Raw genomic sequence first — 16406 nt, 5'->3', positions numbered from 1 at the left:
GGAGCAGGGTTCAGATCTGCCCTTTACATTTGAATAACATGGTGCTAATATTGATTTCGATAGTTATAGAACTGCAGAAGATATGCGGGGAGGTGGGTACAGTGGGAGAAAATCAAGAAGCTATGGGGCAAGCGGTTAAAGTGTATAAAGCTTTGGGGGAACCAACCCGGCTGAAGATAGCTTTACTGCTTGCGAAAGAGAGCAATTTATGCTTCACCGCGGTCGGTGAAAGGCTTGAATCGGTTGCAGGCTCGACGCTATCGCATCATTTAAAGCAATTGACGGACTCTGGCTTGATTGATTCTCGCAAGAATGGATCGTTTATTCACTATAACGTCAATCGAGAAGTAGCGGAAAAATTTGCGCCCTTTTTGTTGGCGTAATTTTTTTAAAAATCATTTCTATATATTTAGAACAGTAGAAATGGTGGGGCTCTTTGCTAATCATCCCTATTCCATATTAAGAAGGAGAGAATAACTATGAGCGGTCAAACAAATACGATGGAGATTGGAATGAGCACCTTCCTCCATGCTAATCCCGGGAATGGCGGTGTCTCGCATGCCGAGAGGCTGCGCCAAGCGATCGAAGAAATCCAATTGGCAGATCAGGTCGGCCTTGATGTTTATGCCATCGGCGAGCATCATCGCATCGAATACACAAGCTCGTCGCCAGCCGTCATTCTGGCAGCAGCTGCAGCTACAACGAAGCGGATCCGGCTCTCGAGCGCAGTGACGGTGCTGTCTTCGGACGATCCGGTGCGGGTATATCAGGACTTTGCAACGCTGGACGGTCTGTCGAACGGGAGAGCGGAGATCATGGCCGGACGAGGTTCGTTCATCGAATCGTTCCCGCTATTCGGCTATGACCTGAAAGATTACGAGGAATTGTATGAAGAGAAACTGGAACTGCTGTTGAAGATTCGCGCTTCCGAAAAGGTCACATGGCGTGGCGGTCATCGCCCGGCGATTGACAACATGGGCGTCTATCCTCGTGCACAGCAGGAGCCTTTGCCTGTCTGGATCGGAACAGGGGGCAGCCCGGAGTCGGCTGTTCGGGCCGGCCTGCTGGGACTTCCGATTACCTTCTCTATCCTGGGCGGAGCGCCGCAGAGATTCGCACCCTTGGTGGAGCTTTATAAAGAAGCGGCCGTGAAAGCCGGCCACGATCCGAATAAGCTGCAAATTGCTACGCATTCACATGGCTTTATTTCGGATACGGCACAAGAGGCAGCTAAGCGGTATTATCCTGTCATGGCTGGCCAAATGAACCACATTGGACGGGAACGAGGCTGGCCTACCTATACACGTGACTCGTACGATTCAGCCCGCAGCCTTCACGGCGCTCTTTACGTCGGAGATCCCGAATATGTCGCAGAAAAAATCGTGCTGCTGCATAAGAATCTTGGCTTGACTCGCTTCATGATGTACATCGATTTCAGTTCATTGCCGCATCGCGACTTGCTGCGGACGATTGAGCTTCTCGGCACCAAAGTAGCGCCGATTGTCCGTAAGGAGCTCGCCCATCAGACGTCTGACCATAACGCCTAAAGCAGAGGCGAACACTTGGAACGAGGAAGCTGAGTAGGCAGAGAAATGAAGCCGGCAATTTGAGCACTCATTTTTTTGAATATGATTTCTATAGATTTAGAAATATAGAAATAAAAAGGGGAGAAACATATGAGAAACTCATGGAAAATTTATATTCTGGCTATTGTCAGCTTTTTAGTCGGAACTTCGGAGTTTGTGATTACCGGCATTTTGGATATGCTTGCAAGCGATATTGGAGTGTCGGTAGTAGCGGCCGGGCAGTTGATTACGGTTTACTCGCTTGCTTATGCCATCGGCACCCCGATTCTTATTGCACTTACGGCAAAAATGGATCGAAGAAAGCTTATGCTATCGGCTTTGGGATTATTTTTCGTTGGGAATTTGATCACGTTCACAACTACAGGCTACGGCATGCTGCTCGGAGCAAGAATTATTTTGGCGATCAGCACGGGGGTATTTATGGTCGTCGCCATGACGGTTGCCGCCAAAATGTCTCATCCTGGAAAACAGGGCAGCGCTATCGCCACGGTTTTAGTGGGCTTTAACCTCGCACTTATTCTAGGGGTCCCGCTTGGGAGGATCATTGCGGGCTCACATGATTGGAAAATCATCTTCACGGGAGTCGGGGCCCTAAGCTTGGTCGCGATGGTGGTCCTTTTGCTTACGATTCCGAAATCGGAAGGAGAGGCTCCCGTTCCTATTCGGGAACAGCTTGCCTTATTAAAAAGCCCCCGAATCGCTGTCGCGCTTTCCATCAGTTTTTTCTGGATATTGGGCTATACGATGCTGTACACCTATATAACGCCGTTTCTTCTGGACATTACGGGGATGAGCGAAGGGATGGTCAACGTCGGGTTGTTTGCGTTTGGGCTGGCCAGTCTCATAGGCTCCCAAGTTGGCGGCTACGGTGCAGATAAATGGGGTATCCCCCGTACGATGATTGGGGGCCTGCTCTTTCACTCCGGAATATTATTGTTACTGACTGCGTTCTCCCACTCGTCCATGTTCGTGTTGCCTTTGCTTATGTTCTGGTCCTTTTTTGCTTGGTCGATGGGGCCGGTTCAACAGGTTTATTTAATCGGCATGGCTCCTCAGGCTTCGGGGATCGTCCTGAGTTTGAACAATTCGATCGTGCAGTTGGGCATGGCCGTAGGGGCTGTAATTGGGGGTATCGTTGTAGAAAGCATCTCTCTTGCAGCAGTTGGTTGGTTTGGCGGAGTTGGCGTCGCAATGGCACTCATCCCGGCTATTATTTCTTTATCCATGCGTCGCCGATCTGCAGCGGCGGAACAAAGCGGAGCGTAAAGTACCTTCTTTCTCAGAAATGAAAATACCGCCTAAGCGTTGTTGAATAACGCTTAGGCGGTATTTTCATACTCATGGAGAACATTGCGTTTTTTTGAGTGCAGCGTACCGTGATTTTAGTTCATTCAGACGCCCCAAATTCAAGTTCACCCAACGGGAAGGCAGTTACACACCTCAAACGAATTACTACACGGTAATATTTCCGCACCAGAAGAAAAGTACCTTTGTGCAGGAGCGGATAGGAGTTAATCAATTGTCCATCTTTCAGCTTTAAGCTGAGATCCTTGAATCGTTTCCCGTTTAAAGGATGGGAAGGCGCTTCGGAGTCGGGTGCATAATGTACATCCATGGCGGTAATCTGCAGCAACTGCTAATCGATTATCAGAGCACTTCAGAGGAGCATATCAGTTGCCGTGGATGTCGAATTCTTTGGTGTCCTCTAAAATTGTTTTACCACATCATCTGAATCAGTGGAGTGAGCCAGCTCTTTCTGTGCTTCCAGAGCGGCGAGTCTGTCCAGCAGGGCTGCCCGGATTTGCTCATAGGCGTCACTGCCCAACGCCATACGTATCGGACCCTCTCCCTGGTCGACTCGGCGGATAATCTGCTGCGCCATTTTATCCGGATCGCCGACAACCATTTGATTGAACATGCTCATATCTATACCAGGCAGTTCTCCCTTCATCAGGCTAACGAATTGGCCCGCCTCCGTATCCCGGTATTCGTCCATCCGCTCGCCGAATACGGCGTTGCTTGTAATGAAATTCGTTCGGATTCCGCCGGGCTCCACCATAGTGGTCTTAATATTGAACGGAGCCACTTCCTTAGCTAGCGCTTCAAAGGCTCCTTCGACCGCCCATTTCGTAGAGCAATACAGTCCCATACCCGGAATAGAATAATGACCCGCCATACTCGAAATCTGTACCATGTGACCGCCGCCCTGCTTACGGAAAAAGGGCAGGACTGCACGCGCTGCACGCAGGGAGCCAAGCACATTGGTCATAAACTGATGCTCAATTTGCCTGTCGCTTGCTTCTTCCACTGCGCCATACAAGCCATAGGCTGCATTATTGACAAACACATCGATCGTGCCCAGTTCTAAAAATGCACGTTCCACCACTTCAGCAATTTGCTGAGAGTTTGTCAGATCTAAATTAGCCTGCCAAAGCCCAGAGCCATACTGTGCCTGCAGATCATCCAGCACCCCCGGCTTGCGTACCGTTGCGGCGACACGGTCCCCCCTATCAAGCAACTGGCGAGTTATACGTGAACCCAAGCCTCCTGATGCTCCTGTAATGAACCAAGTTTGCATGCTAAACACCCTCCATTCGTTGTCATCCACTGGATTATACAAACAATTAGAGGGAGCTAGCCACAGCACGTCTATTCTATTAACGGGAGTAACAGTCTACGGTAGCTGCCTGTCCTGCTCAAGTAAACGCAATAATCTCTCCTCCGTACCTGAACCGGGCACCGGAACAAAGAAACACCAGTGCAGTCCCGGGTCATTATCGATTACAGCCGCGGAATGGAGCTCGAACTCCATCTCCTGTGCGTCAGGAACACGGAATAAAGCGGTGGCTACGCGTTTTTGTTTGATTTCATACAGCTCCCAGAAATGTACGAACTCCACGCTTTCCCGCGTCAAGCGTTCAAACCGTTCCATATATAACGGGTTGTTCTTGTAAAGATCGAAGCCTGCCCGCAGAATGGCTACAGAGTAACGGGCAGCGCCTTCCCAATTCACCAGTCTGTTGCGGTAATCAGGCTTTAAAAACATAATGTCCATCATATTCCGTTCGTTGTCCGGCAGACTGCCGAAATCGGCTACGATCAGTTCAGCCGCCCGATTCCAAGCGATAACATCCGTACCTTCGTCTGTGATAAAAGAAGGATAATGCAATTGATTTACGATTTTCTGCAGAACTCCCGTATCCGGCCCACCGTTATTTGGCACTGTGACGACGCTCGCCACATCTACATTGGCCAGATCGAATAGATGCTTCTGCTCGTCTTCGTCAAGCTGAAGCGCTTTGCTGATACTTAGCAGCACTTCCGGCGAAGGATTAACCTCCTTGCCTTGCTCCAGCCAGGCATAGTAAGTCACGCTTATATTGGCAAGATAAGAGACTTCTTCTCTTCGAAGTCCCGGAGTGCGTCTTCGTCCGGGCAGCGGCTGAATCCCGGCCTCTGAAGGCTGCAACCGTTCTCTGCGCGATTTAAGGAAGTCACCCAATGCGGATGAGGAACGATTCATTTTCATGTGGGTCACCTCTATTTACTCATATGGAAGATACATATCGCTATTAACCAAATAGACCAAAAGCACTCTATTCATGATTATTATAGTCTCTGTTGAATGCCGTTTCTACAAAAGAGAACCATAACGAGTACCGAGGCTGTTAATCCGCTGAATTGTTCTAATGTGTCTTGTTCCAAGTAAACGGATTTTATTTCAATGCCTGACGATTGTTGATCATGTGGTGTTGCCGGCAATTTTATATTTTTCTAAACCGTGAATTCTCATCTGGAGCATAAATGGGTTAAACTTACCGGGTACAAGAACTCAATCATCATAAAGCAGCTTAGTATTCATTCGGTTTGAAAAAAAGTCGAGTCTGTGCTACTATCAGAAAAATAAAAATATAGCGAAGAAGAGAAGGCTATGCAATAGCGTTTATGTCCAGAGAGCGGAGGGATTGCTGAAACCTCCGTCGTAATGCATGTATAGTGTCGTCTCGGAGCTGTTGACCGAACGCGGAAGGCGTGATAACACGCCCGCAAGTAGGATCAACCGGCCTGGCATCCGTTAACATGCTGCAGGTATAGCATCGGCTTTACCTCATGAGACTGCAATTGCGAGGTTGCAGTAAACCTGGGTGGTACCGCGATTCCCCTTTCGTCCCAAGGCTTCTAGCATTTCTATGAGCCTTGGGAAGGAAGGGGTTATTTAATACCAACAGGCGATGAAGAGAAAGCCGGCAAGGGCGGTTATGCCCAGAGAGCAGAGGAAACGCTGAAACCTTTGCCTTAACCCTTTGTATGGTGTCGTCTCGGAGCTGTTAACCGAAAGCGCGGCTGGTCTCTTTCCGTACCCGCAAGTAGGCTTAACCGAAATGGTGCTCGTTAACGCGCCGCAGGTAAGGCATCGGCCTTACCTCATGAGGCTGCATTCGCGAGGGTAGCAGCGAACTTGGGTGGTACCGCGAAAAAATCCCCTTTCGTCCCTGTATGAGCTGACCGCTGTCAGTTTGCTCAGGAGGAGAGGGGGTTTTATTTTGCAAAGGAGGCTGCCCAAGTGGAACAGAAATTAGGAATGAAGAATGAAACAACGACGCCATCAGAGGAATATATCACCGGTTCGGAGGTGCTTTTGCGCGGCTTGCTGCAGGAAGGCGTAGAGTGCGTATTCGGTTATCCTGGAGGAAATGTGCTCTATATCTATGACGCGATGGTACATCAGCCGGATTTCAAGCATATCTTGACCCGGCACGAACAAGGCGCGATCCACGCGGCGGACGGCTATGCTAGGTCGACGGGGAAGGTTGGGGTATGCATCGCGACATCCGGTCCAGGAGCAACAAATCTGGTGACCGGGATTGCAACCGCCTATTATGGATTCGGTGCCGCTGGTGATCATAACCGGGAACGTATCTACGAATGTCATGGGCACGGATGCTTTTCAGGAAGCGGACATTATTAGCATCACGATGCCGATTACGAAGCACAGCTACATGGTTCGCGATGTACACGACCTTCCTCGCATCATTCATGAAGCGTTCTACATTGCAAATACGGGCCGCAAAGGTCCTGTCTTGATCGATATTCCAAAAGACGTGACCAATCAGCGGATGGCATATCGTTCAGCGGACACGGTTCGGTTGCGCGGATACCATGGAGCTCCGGAACCGAATCCGGCAGAAATGGATGCGCTGCTTCAGGCGATTGCCGAAGCGCGCAAGCCGGTTATTATCGCAGGCGGCGGCGTTGTCTATTCGAACTCCTCGCAGGAGCTGATCAAGTTCGTCCACACTACGCGAATTCCGGTCGCGACGACTCTGCTCGGCCTCGGCGGGTTTCCGAGCGATGACGAGATGTGGCTGGGCATGCTCGGACATCATGGCGTATATGCGGCGAACATGGCGGTACAGAATGCGGATCTCATTATTTCGATCGGCTCGCGTTTCGATGACCGGGTCACGATGAAGCTGGACGGGTTTGCGCCTCAGGCCAAACGTATCGCCCATATCGATATCGATCCTGCGGAAATCGGCAAGAACGTCAAGACAGATCTCGCATGCATCGGCGATATTAAAAACGTGCTGGCTTATGCGAACACGAAAGCGCAAGCAGCCCAGACGGGCACCTGGCTTGAGCAGCTTCAAGAGTATAAGGTGCAGCATCCGCTTCGGTATACCGATTCGGATACAGTCATTAAGCCGCAATATGTGCTCGAGATGATTAGCGAGACGACGCAAGGAGAGGCAATCATCACCACCGATGTAGGCCAGCACCAAATGTGGACCGCGCAGTTTTACCGCTTCAAGCATCCTCGCTCGCTCATCACGTCGGGCGGTCTTGGCACGATGGGCTTTGGCTTCCCGGCCGCGATCGGCGCTAAAGTCGGAAATCCGGATCGTCTCGTCGTCTCGATCAACGGCGACGGGGGCATGCAGATGTGCGCGCAGGAGATGGCGATCTGCGCGATTCATCAGATTCCGGTCAAGATCGTGGTCTTGAACAACCAGGTGCTCGGCATGGTTAAGCAGCAGCAGGAATTGATGTACGAGCGACGCTACAGCCAGATTGATCTGTCCGGCAGTCCGGACTTCGTCAAGCTAGCGGAAGCATACGGGATCAAGGGATTAAGGGCAACGAACAAGGATGAAGCCTCCAAGGTCTGGTTAGAAGTGCTGCAGACGACAGGACCTGTGCTCGTCGAGTTCGTCATCCCGACCAATGAGAATGTGTACCCAATGGTGCTTGCCGGCACGCCGCTGGACCAAATGATTCTAGGGTACGACGAATAATTGCGCTGAACGGGTAACATTAACGTTGAATGAAAAAGCGAAAGCCTAGGACATTATTTTCTCGTCCATGGCTGTCGCTTTTTCGATTTCAAGGGTCAACTAATGCTTTATTTACGAGGGCTACTATATGGAAATTTACATCCATTTTAATACTATCGCTGGGTATGAGGTCAAGGTGCCGCGGAGCGGCGTCTAGCAATGTAGCCCACAACGGAATCGAATATGGATGCTTCACTTACGAAATGGCTTGCAAAATATGAACGATCTTCCTTTCCATATCGGAGTCGTCAATCATTTTCAGATATTCAGGTTTGAGCAATTGATACTGCTTCATGTAGTAGAAATCCATAATCGCTTGTTTCACAGTGATATCATACTGAATCGAAAATGAGGGCTCGATAAAGCGTCGCAGAACAGCGTCATCTTGAACCATAAACAACACGGCATTCAATCTGTTGAAAATCTGTTGCTCCATACCGGATTCAAAAAAAGTTTGTAAGCTTTTATTCCGATTCTGTAGGGCAACGGACAGATTCTCAAAATGCTGTGGATAAAATTCCTTCAGATCTTGCAAGAACAAATCAGAGATATACGCGGCACACATTAAAGATTGTAAAAATGTTAATTGAAAACGATCCAAAAAAGAGACGGCATCGTCTTTCACAACGGTGTCAGCCTTCTTCGAATAATCAATGTAATAATCCACGACTTGTTCGATGATGTCGTCTTTGGAGGAAAAATGCTTATAGAGTGTCACTTTGCTGATATCCATATATTTTGCGAGATCGTCGACTTTCAGTTGGCTGAATTTTGTTTTTCTTATAATGGGTTTTATTTTTTCCACATAGGTATCTACACTCACAGCTTTTCTCACGGATAAGTACCTCCCTTTGTTGCCTATACAACACATTATAACAAATTTGCTGACCTTTATGTATGAAATTAATTAAATGAACTAATTTAATTAATTTTGTTTACTTATTAAATTTGCTGATGTATAATCGCTCCTGTACCTAATCATCCGATTACGGATTATACAAAGGGAGGACGATTTAAATGGAATCATTCAGTAAGGGCAAATTTTTTGGAAAAAAGGTCGTGATCACGGGAGGCAGCAGCGGAATCGGCCTTGCGACGGCGAAGCTGCTAGTGGATGAAGGCGCACACGTTCTGATTACTGGACGTACTCAGGCGACGCTGGATGCGGCTCGTGAACAACTCGGAAGCCACGCGATCGCGGTCTTAAGCGATGCCGCCTCATTGAAGGATATCGCCGCATTAGCCGATCGAGTGGAGGCTGAATTTGGAACCGTAGATGCCCTGTTCGTTAACGCTGGTGTCACGGGGTTTGTCCCTTTCGAAGCAATGACAGAAGAAAAGTACGACGAGATACTTACAATCAATGCCAAAGGACCGTACTTTACCGTGCAGAAGCTCGCTCCGCTGCTTGGCTCAGGTAGCGGGGTAGTCCTTACCACCTCAATCGTGAACGTAGTGGGTCTCCCAATGCTCAGTGCTTACGCAGCTAGTAAGGCGGCGCTGCGCTCCATGACTCGAGGTCTGGCGCGCGAATTATTACCTCGAAATATTCGCGTCAACGCAGTCAGTCCCGGCGTTATTGACACAGGCATCATGGAAAAGGCAATGCCGGAAGAAGCTGCCGAGCAGACAAAGGCACAGATGAGACAGCAAATTCCAATGCTGCGTTTAGGCGATCCAGTTGAGGTAGCTAAGGCTGTTGCATTTCTAGCATTTGAGGCCACCTATACCACCGGGGCTGAGTTCCCTGTCGATGGAGGCGGCTCCCAGATTTAAGCTCCTCAGTTCGAGCAACTATTAAAGCGAGGGCAGGGGGCATAGGTTCTCCTCATGACCCCCTTGCCTTCTAGTGAACTTTATAGTTTAGGATTTCTTTGTTTTCCTTGGAAGACCGTTCGAAATCACAGAGAACGCGATTTTATCAGAGCAAAATGGAGGGGAGATCACAATGGAGACTACCATGCGGACCATCCGATTCCACGAATACGGAGAACCAATGGATGTCTTATGCTTGGATGAGGTGGCGATCCCAGAGCCAGGGCCGGGACGCATTCGCGTGAGAGTACGCGCTTGCGGCTTAAATCCGGTTGACTGGGTGACGTGCCAAGGCCATTTTGTCGGTCAATTGCCCTTGCCTCGCGGAATCGGGCTGGACGTGGCCGGTATGGTAGACGCAATCGGAGAGGGCGTAACCGATGTTGCCATCGGCGATTCCGTTCTGGGTGGGGCAGATTTCATGAATGGATCGAGCGCCGGTGCGTCGGATCAAGCGATTATGTACTACTGGTTCCGCATGCCGGCCGGACTCGACTTTGTTCAAGCTGCAGCGTTGCCAATGGCAGTCGAAACCGCTTACCGTGGCATTGATACTCTTGGGGTGAAATCGGGTCAGACCGTACTCGTGCACGGAGCCGGCACCACGGTAGGGTTCGCTGCCGTTCAAATTGCCCTCATGCGCGGTGCCCGTGTGATCGCAACCGCTGGGCCCACCTACGCCGACAAGCTCCGCTCCATGGGGGCGTTGGTGACCTCGTACGGTGATGGAATGGTCGAACGAGTGACCGAACTGACGAAACAGCCGGTTGACCTCGCCCTGGATACGGCGCCAAACAGCGGTTCATTGAAAGATCTGGTCGAAATCGTCAACGGGCATCCCCAGCATGTCCTAACCGTCAGCGATTTCGCCGCAGCCGCTGAACTTGGCGTTCGCACCAGCTATGGAGAACTACATACCGCACGTTATGACGTTGTCGGCGACTTTGCCGGGTACGCAGCGGACGGCAAGTTCACGATTCCGGTCGCGAAGACTTTCGAACTCGATGAATGGCGTTCAGCTGTTCAAATCAGCCAGAGCGGGGGTGCCCACGGCAAACTGATTCTCCTGCCCGACTCCGACTGATAAACACATAAACCAATGAAATTCTGAATGAAGGAGGACATGCATTGAGTAAGAACCAACGAGAACATATTGCACTGATTACAGGCGCAAGTAACGGGATCGGATTGGCGTTGACCCGGAAAATGCTGTCGGGGAACTGGCAGGTGGTTGCTTTGAACCGATCGGATTTTCCAGCGGACGATAGATTCCTCCAAAAACATCTCAAGGACGGACGGCTCCGGGCCTATAAAGTGAAGGATCTCACCGATTATGGCAGCTTGAGGCACTCTTTGGAAGAAATCAAAGGCAAGGAACAGCGGATCGATATTATGTTTAACAACGCCGGAGGAGGCTTAAGTGAGCTGCGCTATTCCAAACAAGGCCGCGAATTGCATTATGAATTGTTGACGGTCGTTCCTTTTATTGTTCTGATGGAATTGAAGGAGCTGTTGAAGAACGGCAGCTTAAAAACCGTGATTAACACTTCCTCGCAGGTGTTTAGATTTACGAAGGAGTTTACGATCGAAAAATTGGAGCATCCCAAAACCTTCCGCAAAATGTATGGACCCTATGCGACTTCAAAGCTGGCTCTTTCGTTGTGGACCCAAGCCGTCGCACCGCAGCTTGCAAAGGAAGGCATTAAGATCCGCAGCGTTGACCCAGGCATTAACAATACGCTAAGAAAAGGAAAAGATTCCGGACTGACCGCAGGGTTTGAACTGTTTATGAAGTTTTTTTCCTCTCCGCCTACTCATGGAGCCAACCTATTATATGAGGGAGCTCTGGGCAAAAACAGCAATGAGACCGGCGTGTTTCTGTTCAAAGATCGGATTGCGGACTTGAAATTTACAGAACATGCGCAGCGTGTGCTGGAAAAAATCTCCGATATATATAGCCTTGAATATCTTGGAGGGAATGTTCAAGTTAATGGCTGAGTTCCAGAAGTGCAAAGCGCCGGTTGGGCTGGAACGGCCGTTAACCTGCTTGCCAAGGGAGATGAAAGCAATTTCTACCTGACTGTGAGTCAAAAAATATACTCACTTCGATTTAAACCAAATTTGTATTAAAGCAAATAAGGTAATATTACAGCTGAGCAGATCCAGGATTATTTCCTGACATTTGCTCGGTTTTTTTTTGTTTTAGGGAATAAGGGAAAGGGAAGGGGAGTGAGGATTTCTTCTCGAGTCTTATCTCAGAGGCTATCTCAGCCTTTGTTCCGTGATAAAAAAGGATTATGCTGTTCCTTCAACAAAGTAATAACGACGACCAAACTAAAAAACAATAAATTGAATATGGGCATCGATGCCACTTATTGAGTAATTTGTATGCTCAATCAATCCTCCCTAATATCGTGTTCAACAGATAACGAATCCCATACGCTCATCAAATGAGTTATGGCAGCTGCAATTTCCTCATATGGAACACCGTCTCGGGCTTGTGTAGAAATCCCTCGTAAGAAGGTTTCAAATAACGTAATCACCATGGAGATATCCGTGGATCCTGGCAACTCCCCGTTGGTTACGGCTCGTTCTATACAATCTTTGATCCACCCCCGGACTCTCTTTCTTTCCTTTGACAGAAGGTCTTGGATATGTTGTTGCTCAGGAGAACAGTTAACTGTGGACAAAACCAACAGACAACCTAAAGGGTGAGTGTTCTCTGTCTGGAACCGAGCTGCTTCTAGCAATCCCATTTCGATGGCTGCTCTCGACGTTATGTTTGTATTTTTGAAAGTTTCCGAAGCATGTCCATACATCGATATGTAGCGATCAATCACTTCACGGAACAGTTCTTCTTTTGACTTAAACGCTGCGTAGAAACTTGCAGAGGATATATCTCCCATTGCGGCCTTTAACTGAGCCAGTGAAGTGGATTCAAAGCCATATTCCCAGAAAAGAATCATGGCGGCGGCAACCGCCTCGTCACGATTAAATGTACGTGGACGTCCTGTTCGCGGCATAAGATGACCTCCTTTATTAATTTTATACTAATCGATCCAGAAATTCTTGACAAGAATTGAGCTGTTTGAAGATAATATATGGAATGAATGGTCTGTAATTCGAATTGGCTGGAGAGAGACAACTTGCTTTTACACAATCTTTTCTAAAAAGGATGTGTCGACAGATGATAAACTTTAGAGACAAAGAATATCGGTGTACCTCGGAAATTGTACTCGGCTTAATCAGTGGGAAATGGAAGATATCCATTTTAAACCGCTTAGCAAAAGGTCCAGTACGGTACAATGAGCTGCGACGGGAACTTCCTGAAGCAACCCAACGCATGGTTACGATGCAGCTAAGAATGCTAGAAAGCGACGGACTTATTATTCGCAAGGTTTATCCAGCTTCACCGCCAAAAGTGGAATATTGCTTGTCTCGGCTAGGCGAACAACTGGCCCCTATGCTCACGATGTTATGCGATTTTGGAACCGACTATATCGAAAGCTTTCCCGATGAAGTATTGTACACAAATCACAAGAATGCATAAAAAAGCTACAATCTGTCCATTTACCATTAATCTTGCCTTGATCGGGCTGCTCTTGTCACTCGAAAAGCAGGAGGTACTTTTCCAAATTACCTCCTGCTTTTATATGTCTTAATTATATATTTCCTTGGTATTGCTCATGCAGTGCATTATTCTCTTTAGTCGTACTGACAGTTCCTTGCTTCAAACGATAGTTGGCCCATGCCAACACTGCCGCGAGTACGGCCACAATCCCACCAGACCAGGAAAGATCAATAAGCTTCATGTTCGTAGTGATAATTCCACCTAAAGCGGATCCGATCGCAATGCCAACATTGTTGGCGACGGAGGTTAAGGATGAAGCCAAATCTCTTGCCTCCGGAACATGCTCATCGGCATAATCAATGAAGTACAACTGCATCGTCGAGTTCATAAGATAAACAACGAGAGCCATGAATGAGATGCTGACCAGTCCCCCAACAAGAGAGCCGGAAGTAAAATAAAGTGACACCAAGATGACGGCTTGAGCCAGAAGCACATAGCGAATTTTTCTCATCCCGTCGCCGACAGCCAGCTTTCCTCCGATTAGCGTGCTGAAAATAGACACAACACCATACAGTAAAAAGATGAGACTAATATAACGGGCCGGAACAAAAAGCACATCCTGAAGCAAAGGAGCTAAATACGTATAGATGCTATAAGTAGCTGCTATGCTTAACATCATAATGGCAAAAGCAAGCACAATTCTGGGGTAAGCGAGCAATCTGAGTTGTTTTGTGAGTGAACTGTGTTTTCCTTTTAGTCCTCTAGGAATGGTTGCGACGCTTGCTATCAAAGAAATGATTCCTAACACTGTGGTAAACCAGTAGGCCAAATGCCACCCGCCCCATTGTCCGATAAAAGTGCCAAGGGGTACGCCAAGGACGCTCGCCACAGTGAAACCAGTAAAGATGATAGAGATCACCGGCCCTCTTTTTTCTGGAGGCATGACTTCACTTGCCACTGACATCGCGAGTGCAATCAAGACGCCGGTAACCACGGCCGTGATTATTCTGGACACCAGAAGCAGGCCATATGATCCTGATAAAGCCGTAACGATATTCCCCACAATAAATATACTGAGCAAGACAAGGATGAGCGGGAATTTGGAAAATCGGCTGAATAATGCTGTGAAGACCGGGGTCCCTATAGCAAAGGTAAGCGCAAAAGCCGTCACCAGAAAGCCTGCAGTCGATATGGCGATTTTCATATCTGTGGCAATTTCAGATAATAATCCGACCATCAAAAATTCACTGGTCCCTAGAATAAAGGTCAATAAAAATAAATTCATTGTCAAAAACTTTTGTTGTCTGGTCAAAATAGGTTCTCCCTTTCTATCCAAAATGTCGGCGGATTTCATTTCACGACTTACAGCACTAGAAATTGCGTACCGAAGCCTTTGCCGGAAACATAAGCCGCTTCCAGTTCCTCCTGATCTCCTTTATCCAATAAAACTACATTTTCGGGATAGAGTTTACCTAGTAAAGCCCGTAGGACAAGTTCATTTTTGCCAGTCGGAATGAAATGGATGCCATCTACATTGGTGACTAATCCGGAGTGCGAGAGAATGTCTTCAGCAGGGTGCCAGTGGAGGTATTCGCGCTTTATAAATTCGCTCCCAGCATTGCTGTTTATCTGTGGCCGATATAAAAAGCGCTGCCCCCTAAAAAGCTGACCAAGATCTACTGCAAACTCGCTGCCATTCATCTCGATACTGAACTGTAGAGTCGTTCGATCCGTAATTGTATTTGGCAGCAACCTGGCAATCGATGGTTCATTGTAATCCTCCCCATACTCAGGAAGCAATTTATCGTCTGCCGGTGTTCCTTTTCCTGCCTCCGTACGGGGCGCGGAATAATAATCTTCATATTCATAATCGAACGAGACCGCAGTCAAACCTTCTCCATCAACTACCTGTATCGTTTGTACTGGATGCCATCTCAGGAGATAGCGGGATGCCGTACGGGCAGACTCACCCAAACCAGCCGGCAAAACGGTACCTAAACGATATTGGAAGCCGTAACCGGCCTTTTCGAGCCCTGAGCTAACCACACTTTGTGCATATTGGATGATCGATTTATGTGTCAATTTTTTCTTGAACAGTTGCGTTAAGAATACTTCTCGGGATGGCTCCAGAAAGCGCAATCCTTTGAATTCTCTATATTCCTTGACCTCAAACGGAACCTCTTCCCAATTAGCAAATGGCAACAAGGCATCCCGAAGTAAAACGAATTGGTGTAAGTATTCATTATAAATCTGCATAATCCTTGGTCCGCCGAATGGTCCCCAAACCTGAGCAGTGGCTTCCGGGGTCAGCGGATGACCATAACAGTGGCTTCGAAATTCCAGTTCACTAAGCGTTTCTTTCCCATACTCAGCCAATGTCTTTTTCTCAGCATTGATTTCTCTGGCCCAGCTTACCAATTGTTCTCCGATGCGTACCGCTTGAGCTCTAATCTCTGTACCGGCATGATCTTCAAGTTCCAATGATTTTAAGGGCAAAGAAGACAGGCGTCCGGAAATCGCCAGATTGGCTAGCAGGCTATCTAAGAGTACTGTCGGATCGCTGTTTACTGGTTTGCCCAGCTGAACCAGCATGGCCTCAAGCATTTTATCGAGTTCGATAACAATTTCTTTGGCTCGATATACGCCTGCAGGCAAATTCCAATCCATGTTCGAGTTTTCGCCCTGTCTGATGGAATTGACTGGTTTGTTATCAATGAACTGTTCAATATCTATGGTTTCTCCCCAAACGATTTTCTTCTCTTTCAAAATAAGTTGATATTCCTTCATTTCTTAGCACCTCACCTATGATTTTTTTAACGACCGTGTGTCGCTCAATTAATTATGGATCGATCGTTCTGTATGTAAGGTTATCACCCTGACTAATTGGTGAAAAGTACGCACTTTTTTGTGTGAACGGAACATTTTTGTGGGGTAGGATACATTTTGATACTTAGAAATGGATTAGATACAAAGACCGTAATAAATCAAATCAAGGAACCATTATTGAACTAACGGGAGAGGATGGGTCATATAGCCTTTTGAAGGCAGCCGGAGAACGTGATCATGACCCTATTGCTCATTCTGCAGCGGTCTAACCCC

The 16406-nt window shown here is 48.0% G+C and carries 13 protein-coding genes and 1 pseudogene; 8 read left to right on the top strand and 6 right to left on the bottom strand.

The features are described from left to right. Nucleotides 1–101: 101 nt before the first annotated feature. The 3 genes from M1D70_RS24000 to M1D70_RS23990 all read left to right on the top strand — a co-directional run bounded on the left by M1D70_RS24000 (nucleotide 102) and on the right by M1D70_RS23990 (nucleotide 2852). Complete coding sequence (locus M1D70_RS24000) at nucleotides 102–383, top strand: ArsR/SmtB family transcription factor (RefSeq protein WP_096776696.1); 282 nt, start codon at nucleotides 102–104, stop codon at nucleotides 381–383. A 96-nt stretch (nucleotides 384–479) separates the two neighbouring features. Continuing rightward, nucleotides 480–1547 carry an LLM class flavin-dependent oxidoreductase gene (locus M1D70_RS23995; protein WP_456288171.1) on the top strand — a complete coding sequence of 356 codons (1068 nt, stop codon included), beginning with the start codon at nucleotides 480–482 and terminating at the stop codon, nucleotides 1545–1547. A 129-nt stretch (nucleotides 1548–1676) separates the two neighbouring features. Continuing rightward, nucleotides 1677–2852 (top strand): MFS transporter, encoded by a 1176-nt coding sequence (locus tag M1D70_RS23990; protein WP_456288170.1) that lies wholly within the window; start codon nucleotides 1677–1679, stop codon nucleotides 2850–2852. Nucleotides 2853–3291: 439 nt separating this feature from the next. Here M1D70_RS23990 and M1D70_RS23985 read toward each other — a convergent pair whose 3' ends face one another. After that, nucleotides 3292–4104, bottom strand: a complete 813-nt coding sequence (locus M1D70_RS23985) for an SDR family oxidoreductase (protein WP_456288169.1) — start codon at nucleotides 4102–4104, stop codon at nucleotides 3292–3294. Nucleotides 4105–4260: 156 nt separating this feature from the next. Then, complete coding sequence (locus M1D70_RS23980) at nucleotides 4261–5115, bottom strand: helix-turn-helix domain-containing protein (RefSeq protein WP_456288168.1); 855 nt, start codon at nucleotides 5113–5115, stop codon at nucleotides 4261–4263. 1053 nt (nucleotides 5116–6168) lie between these two features. Between M1D70_RS23980 and ilvB the strand changes: the two are divergent. Further along, a pseudogene (ilvB, locus tag M1D70_RS23975) lies at nucleotides 6169–7882 on the top strand (biosynthetic-type acetolactate synthase large subunit). A 235-nt stretch (nucleotides 7883–8117) separates the two neighbouring features. Here the strand turns inward: ilvB and M1D70_RS23970 are convergent. Next, nucleotides 8118–8756 (bottom strand): TetR/AcrR family transcriptional regulator, encoded by a 639-nt coding sequence (locus M1D70_RS23970; protein WP_456288167.1) that lies wholly within the window; start codon nucleotides 8754–8756, stop codon nucleotides 8118–8120. Between the two features lie 182 nt (nucleotides 8757–8938). On the opposite strand from M1D70_RS23970, the gene M1D70_RS23965 reads away from it, so the two are divergent. From M1D70_RS23965 to M1D70_RS23955, 3 genes are all read left to right on the top strand, one after another. After that, nucleotides 8939–9697, top strand: coding sequence for an SDR family oxidoreductase (locus M1D70_RS23965; protein WP_456288166.1), 759 nt, complete (start codon nucleotides 8939–8941; stop codon nucleotides 9695–9697). A 172-nt stretch (nucleotides 9698–9869) separates the two neighbouring features. Then, entirely contained in the window at nucleotides 9870–10820 is a 951-nt protein-coding gene (locus M1D70_RS23960; protein WP_456288165.1) for an NADP-dependent oxidoreductase, read from the top strand. Nucleotides 10821–10864: 44 nt separating this feature from the next. Next, entirely contained in the window at nucleotides 10865–11734 is an 870-nt protein-coding gene (locus M1D70_RS23955; protein ID WP_456288164.1) for an SDR family NAD(P)-dependent oxidoreductase, read from the top strand. A 398-nt stretch (nucleotides 11735–12132) separates the two neighbouring features. Here M1D70_RS23955 and M1D70_RS23950 read toward each other — a convergent pair whose 3' ends face one another. Beyond that, nucleotides 12133–12759, bottom strand: a complete 627-nt coding sequence (locus tag M1D70_RS23950; RefSeq protein ID WP_456288163.1) for a TetR/AcrR family transcriptional regulator — start codon at nucleotides 12757–12759, stop codon at nucleotides 12133–12135. A 164-nt stretch (nucleotides 12760–12923) separates the two neighbouring features. Between M1D70_RS23950 and M1D70_RS23945 the strand changes: the two genes are divergently transcribed. Next, nucleotides 12924–13286 (top strand): winged helix-turn-helix transcriptional regulator, encoded by a 363-nt coding sequence (locus M1D70_RS23945; protein WP_036659734.1) that lies wholly within the window; start codon nucleotides 12924–12926, stop codon nucleotides 13284–13286. A 112-nt stretch (nucleotides 13287–13398) separates the two neighbouring features. Here the strand turns inward: M1D70_RS23945 and M1D70_RS23940 are convergent, their stop codons facing one another. Then, the gene (locus tag M1D70_RS23940) at nucleotides 13399–14619 is read right to left on the bottom strand and encodes an MFS transporter (RefSeq protein WP_456288162.1); all 1221 of its coding nucleotides are present in this window, start codon (nucleotides 14617–14619) and stop codon (nucleotides 13399–13401) included. 50 nt (nucleotides 14620–14669) lie between these two features. Further along, nucleotides 14670–16094: a hypothetical protein gene (locus M1D70_RS23935; protein WP_456288161.1), complete on the bottom strand. Its 1425-nt coding sequence runs from the start codon at nucleotides 16092–16094 to the stop codon at nucleotides 14670–14672. Nucleotides 16095–16406 lie beyond the last annotated feature (312 nt).

It is taken from the genome of Paenibacillus sp. AK002, assembly GCF_053903045.1.
Note: the sequence above shows the minus strand (reverse complement) of the source record. Positions and strands in the feature narration are given on the sequence as shown.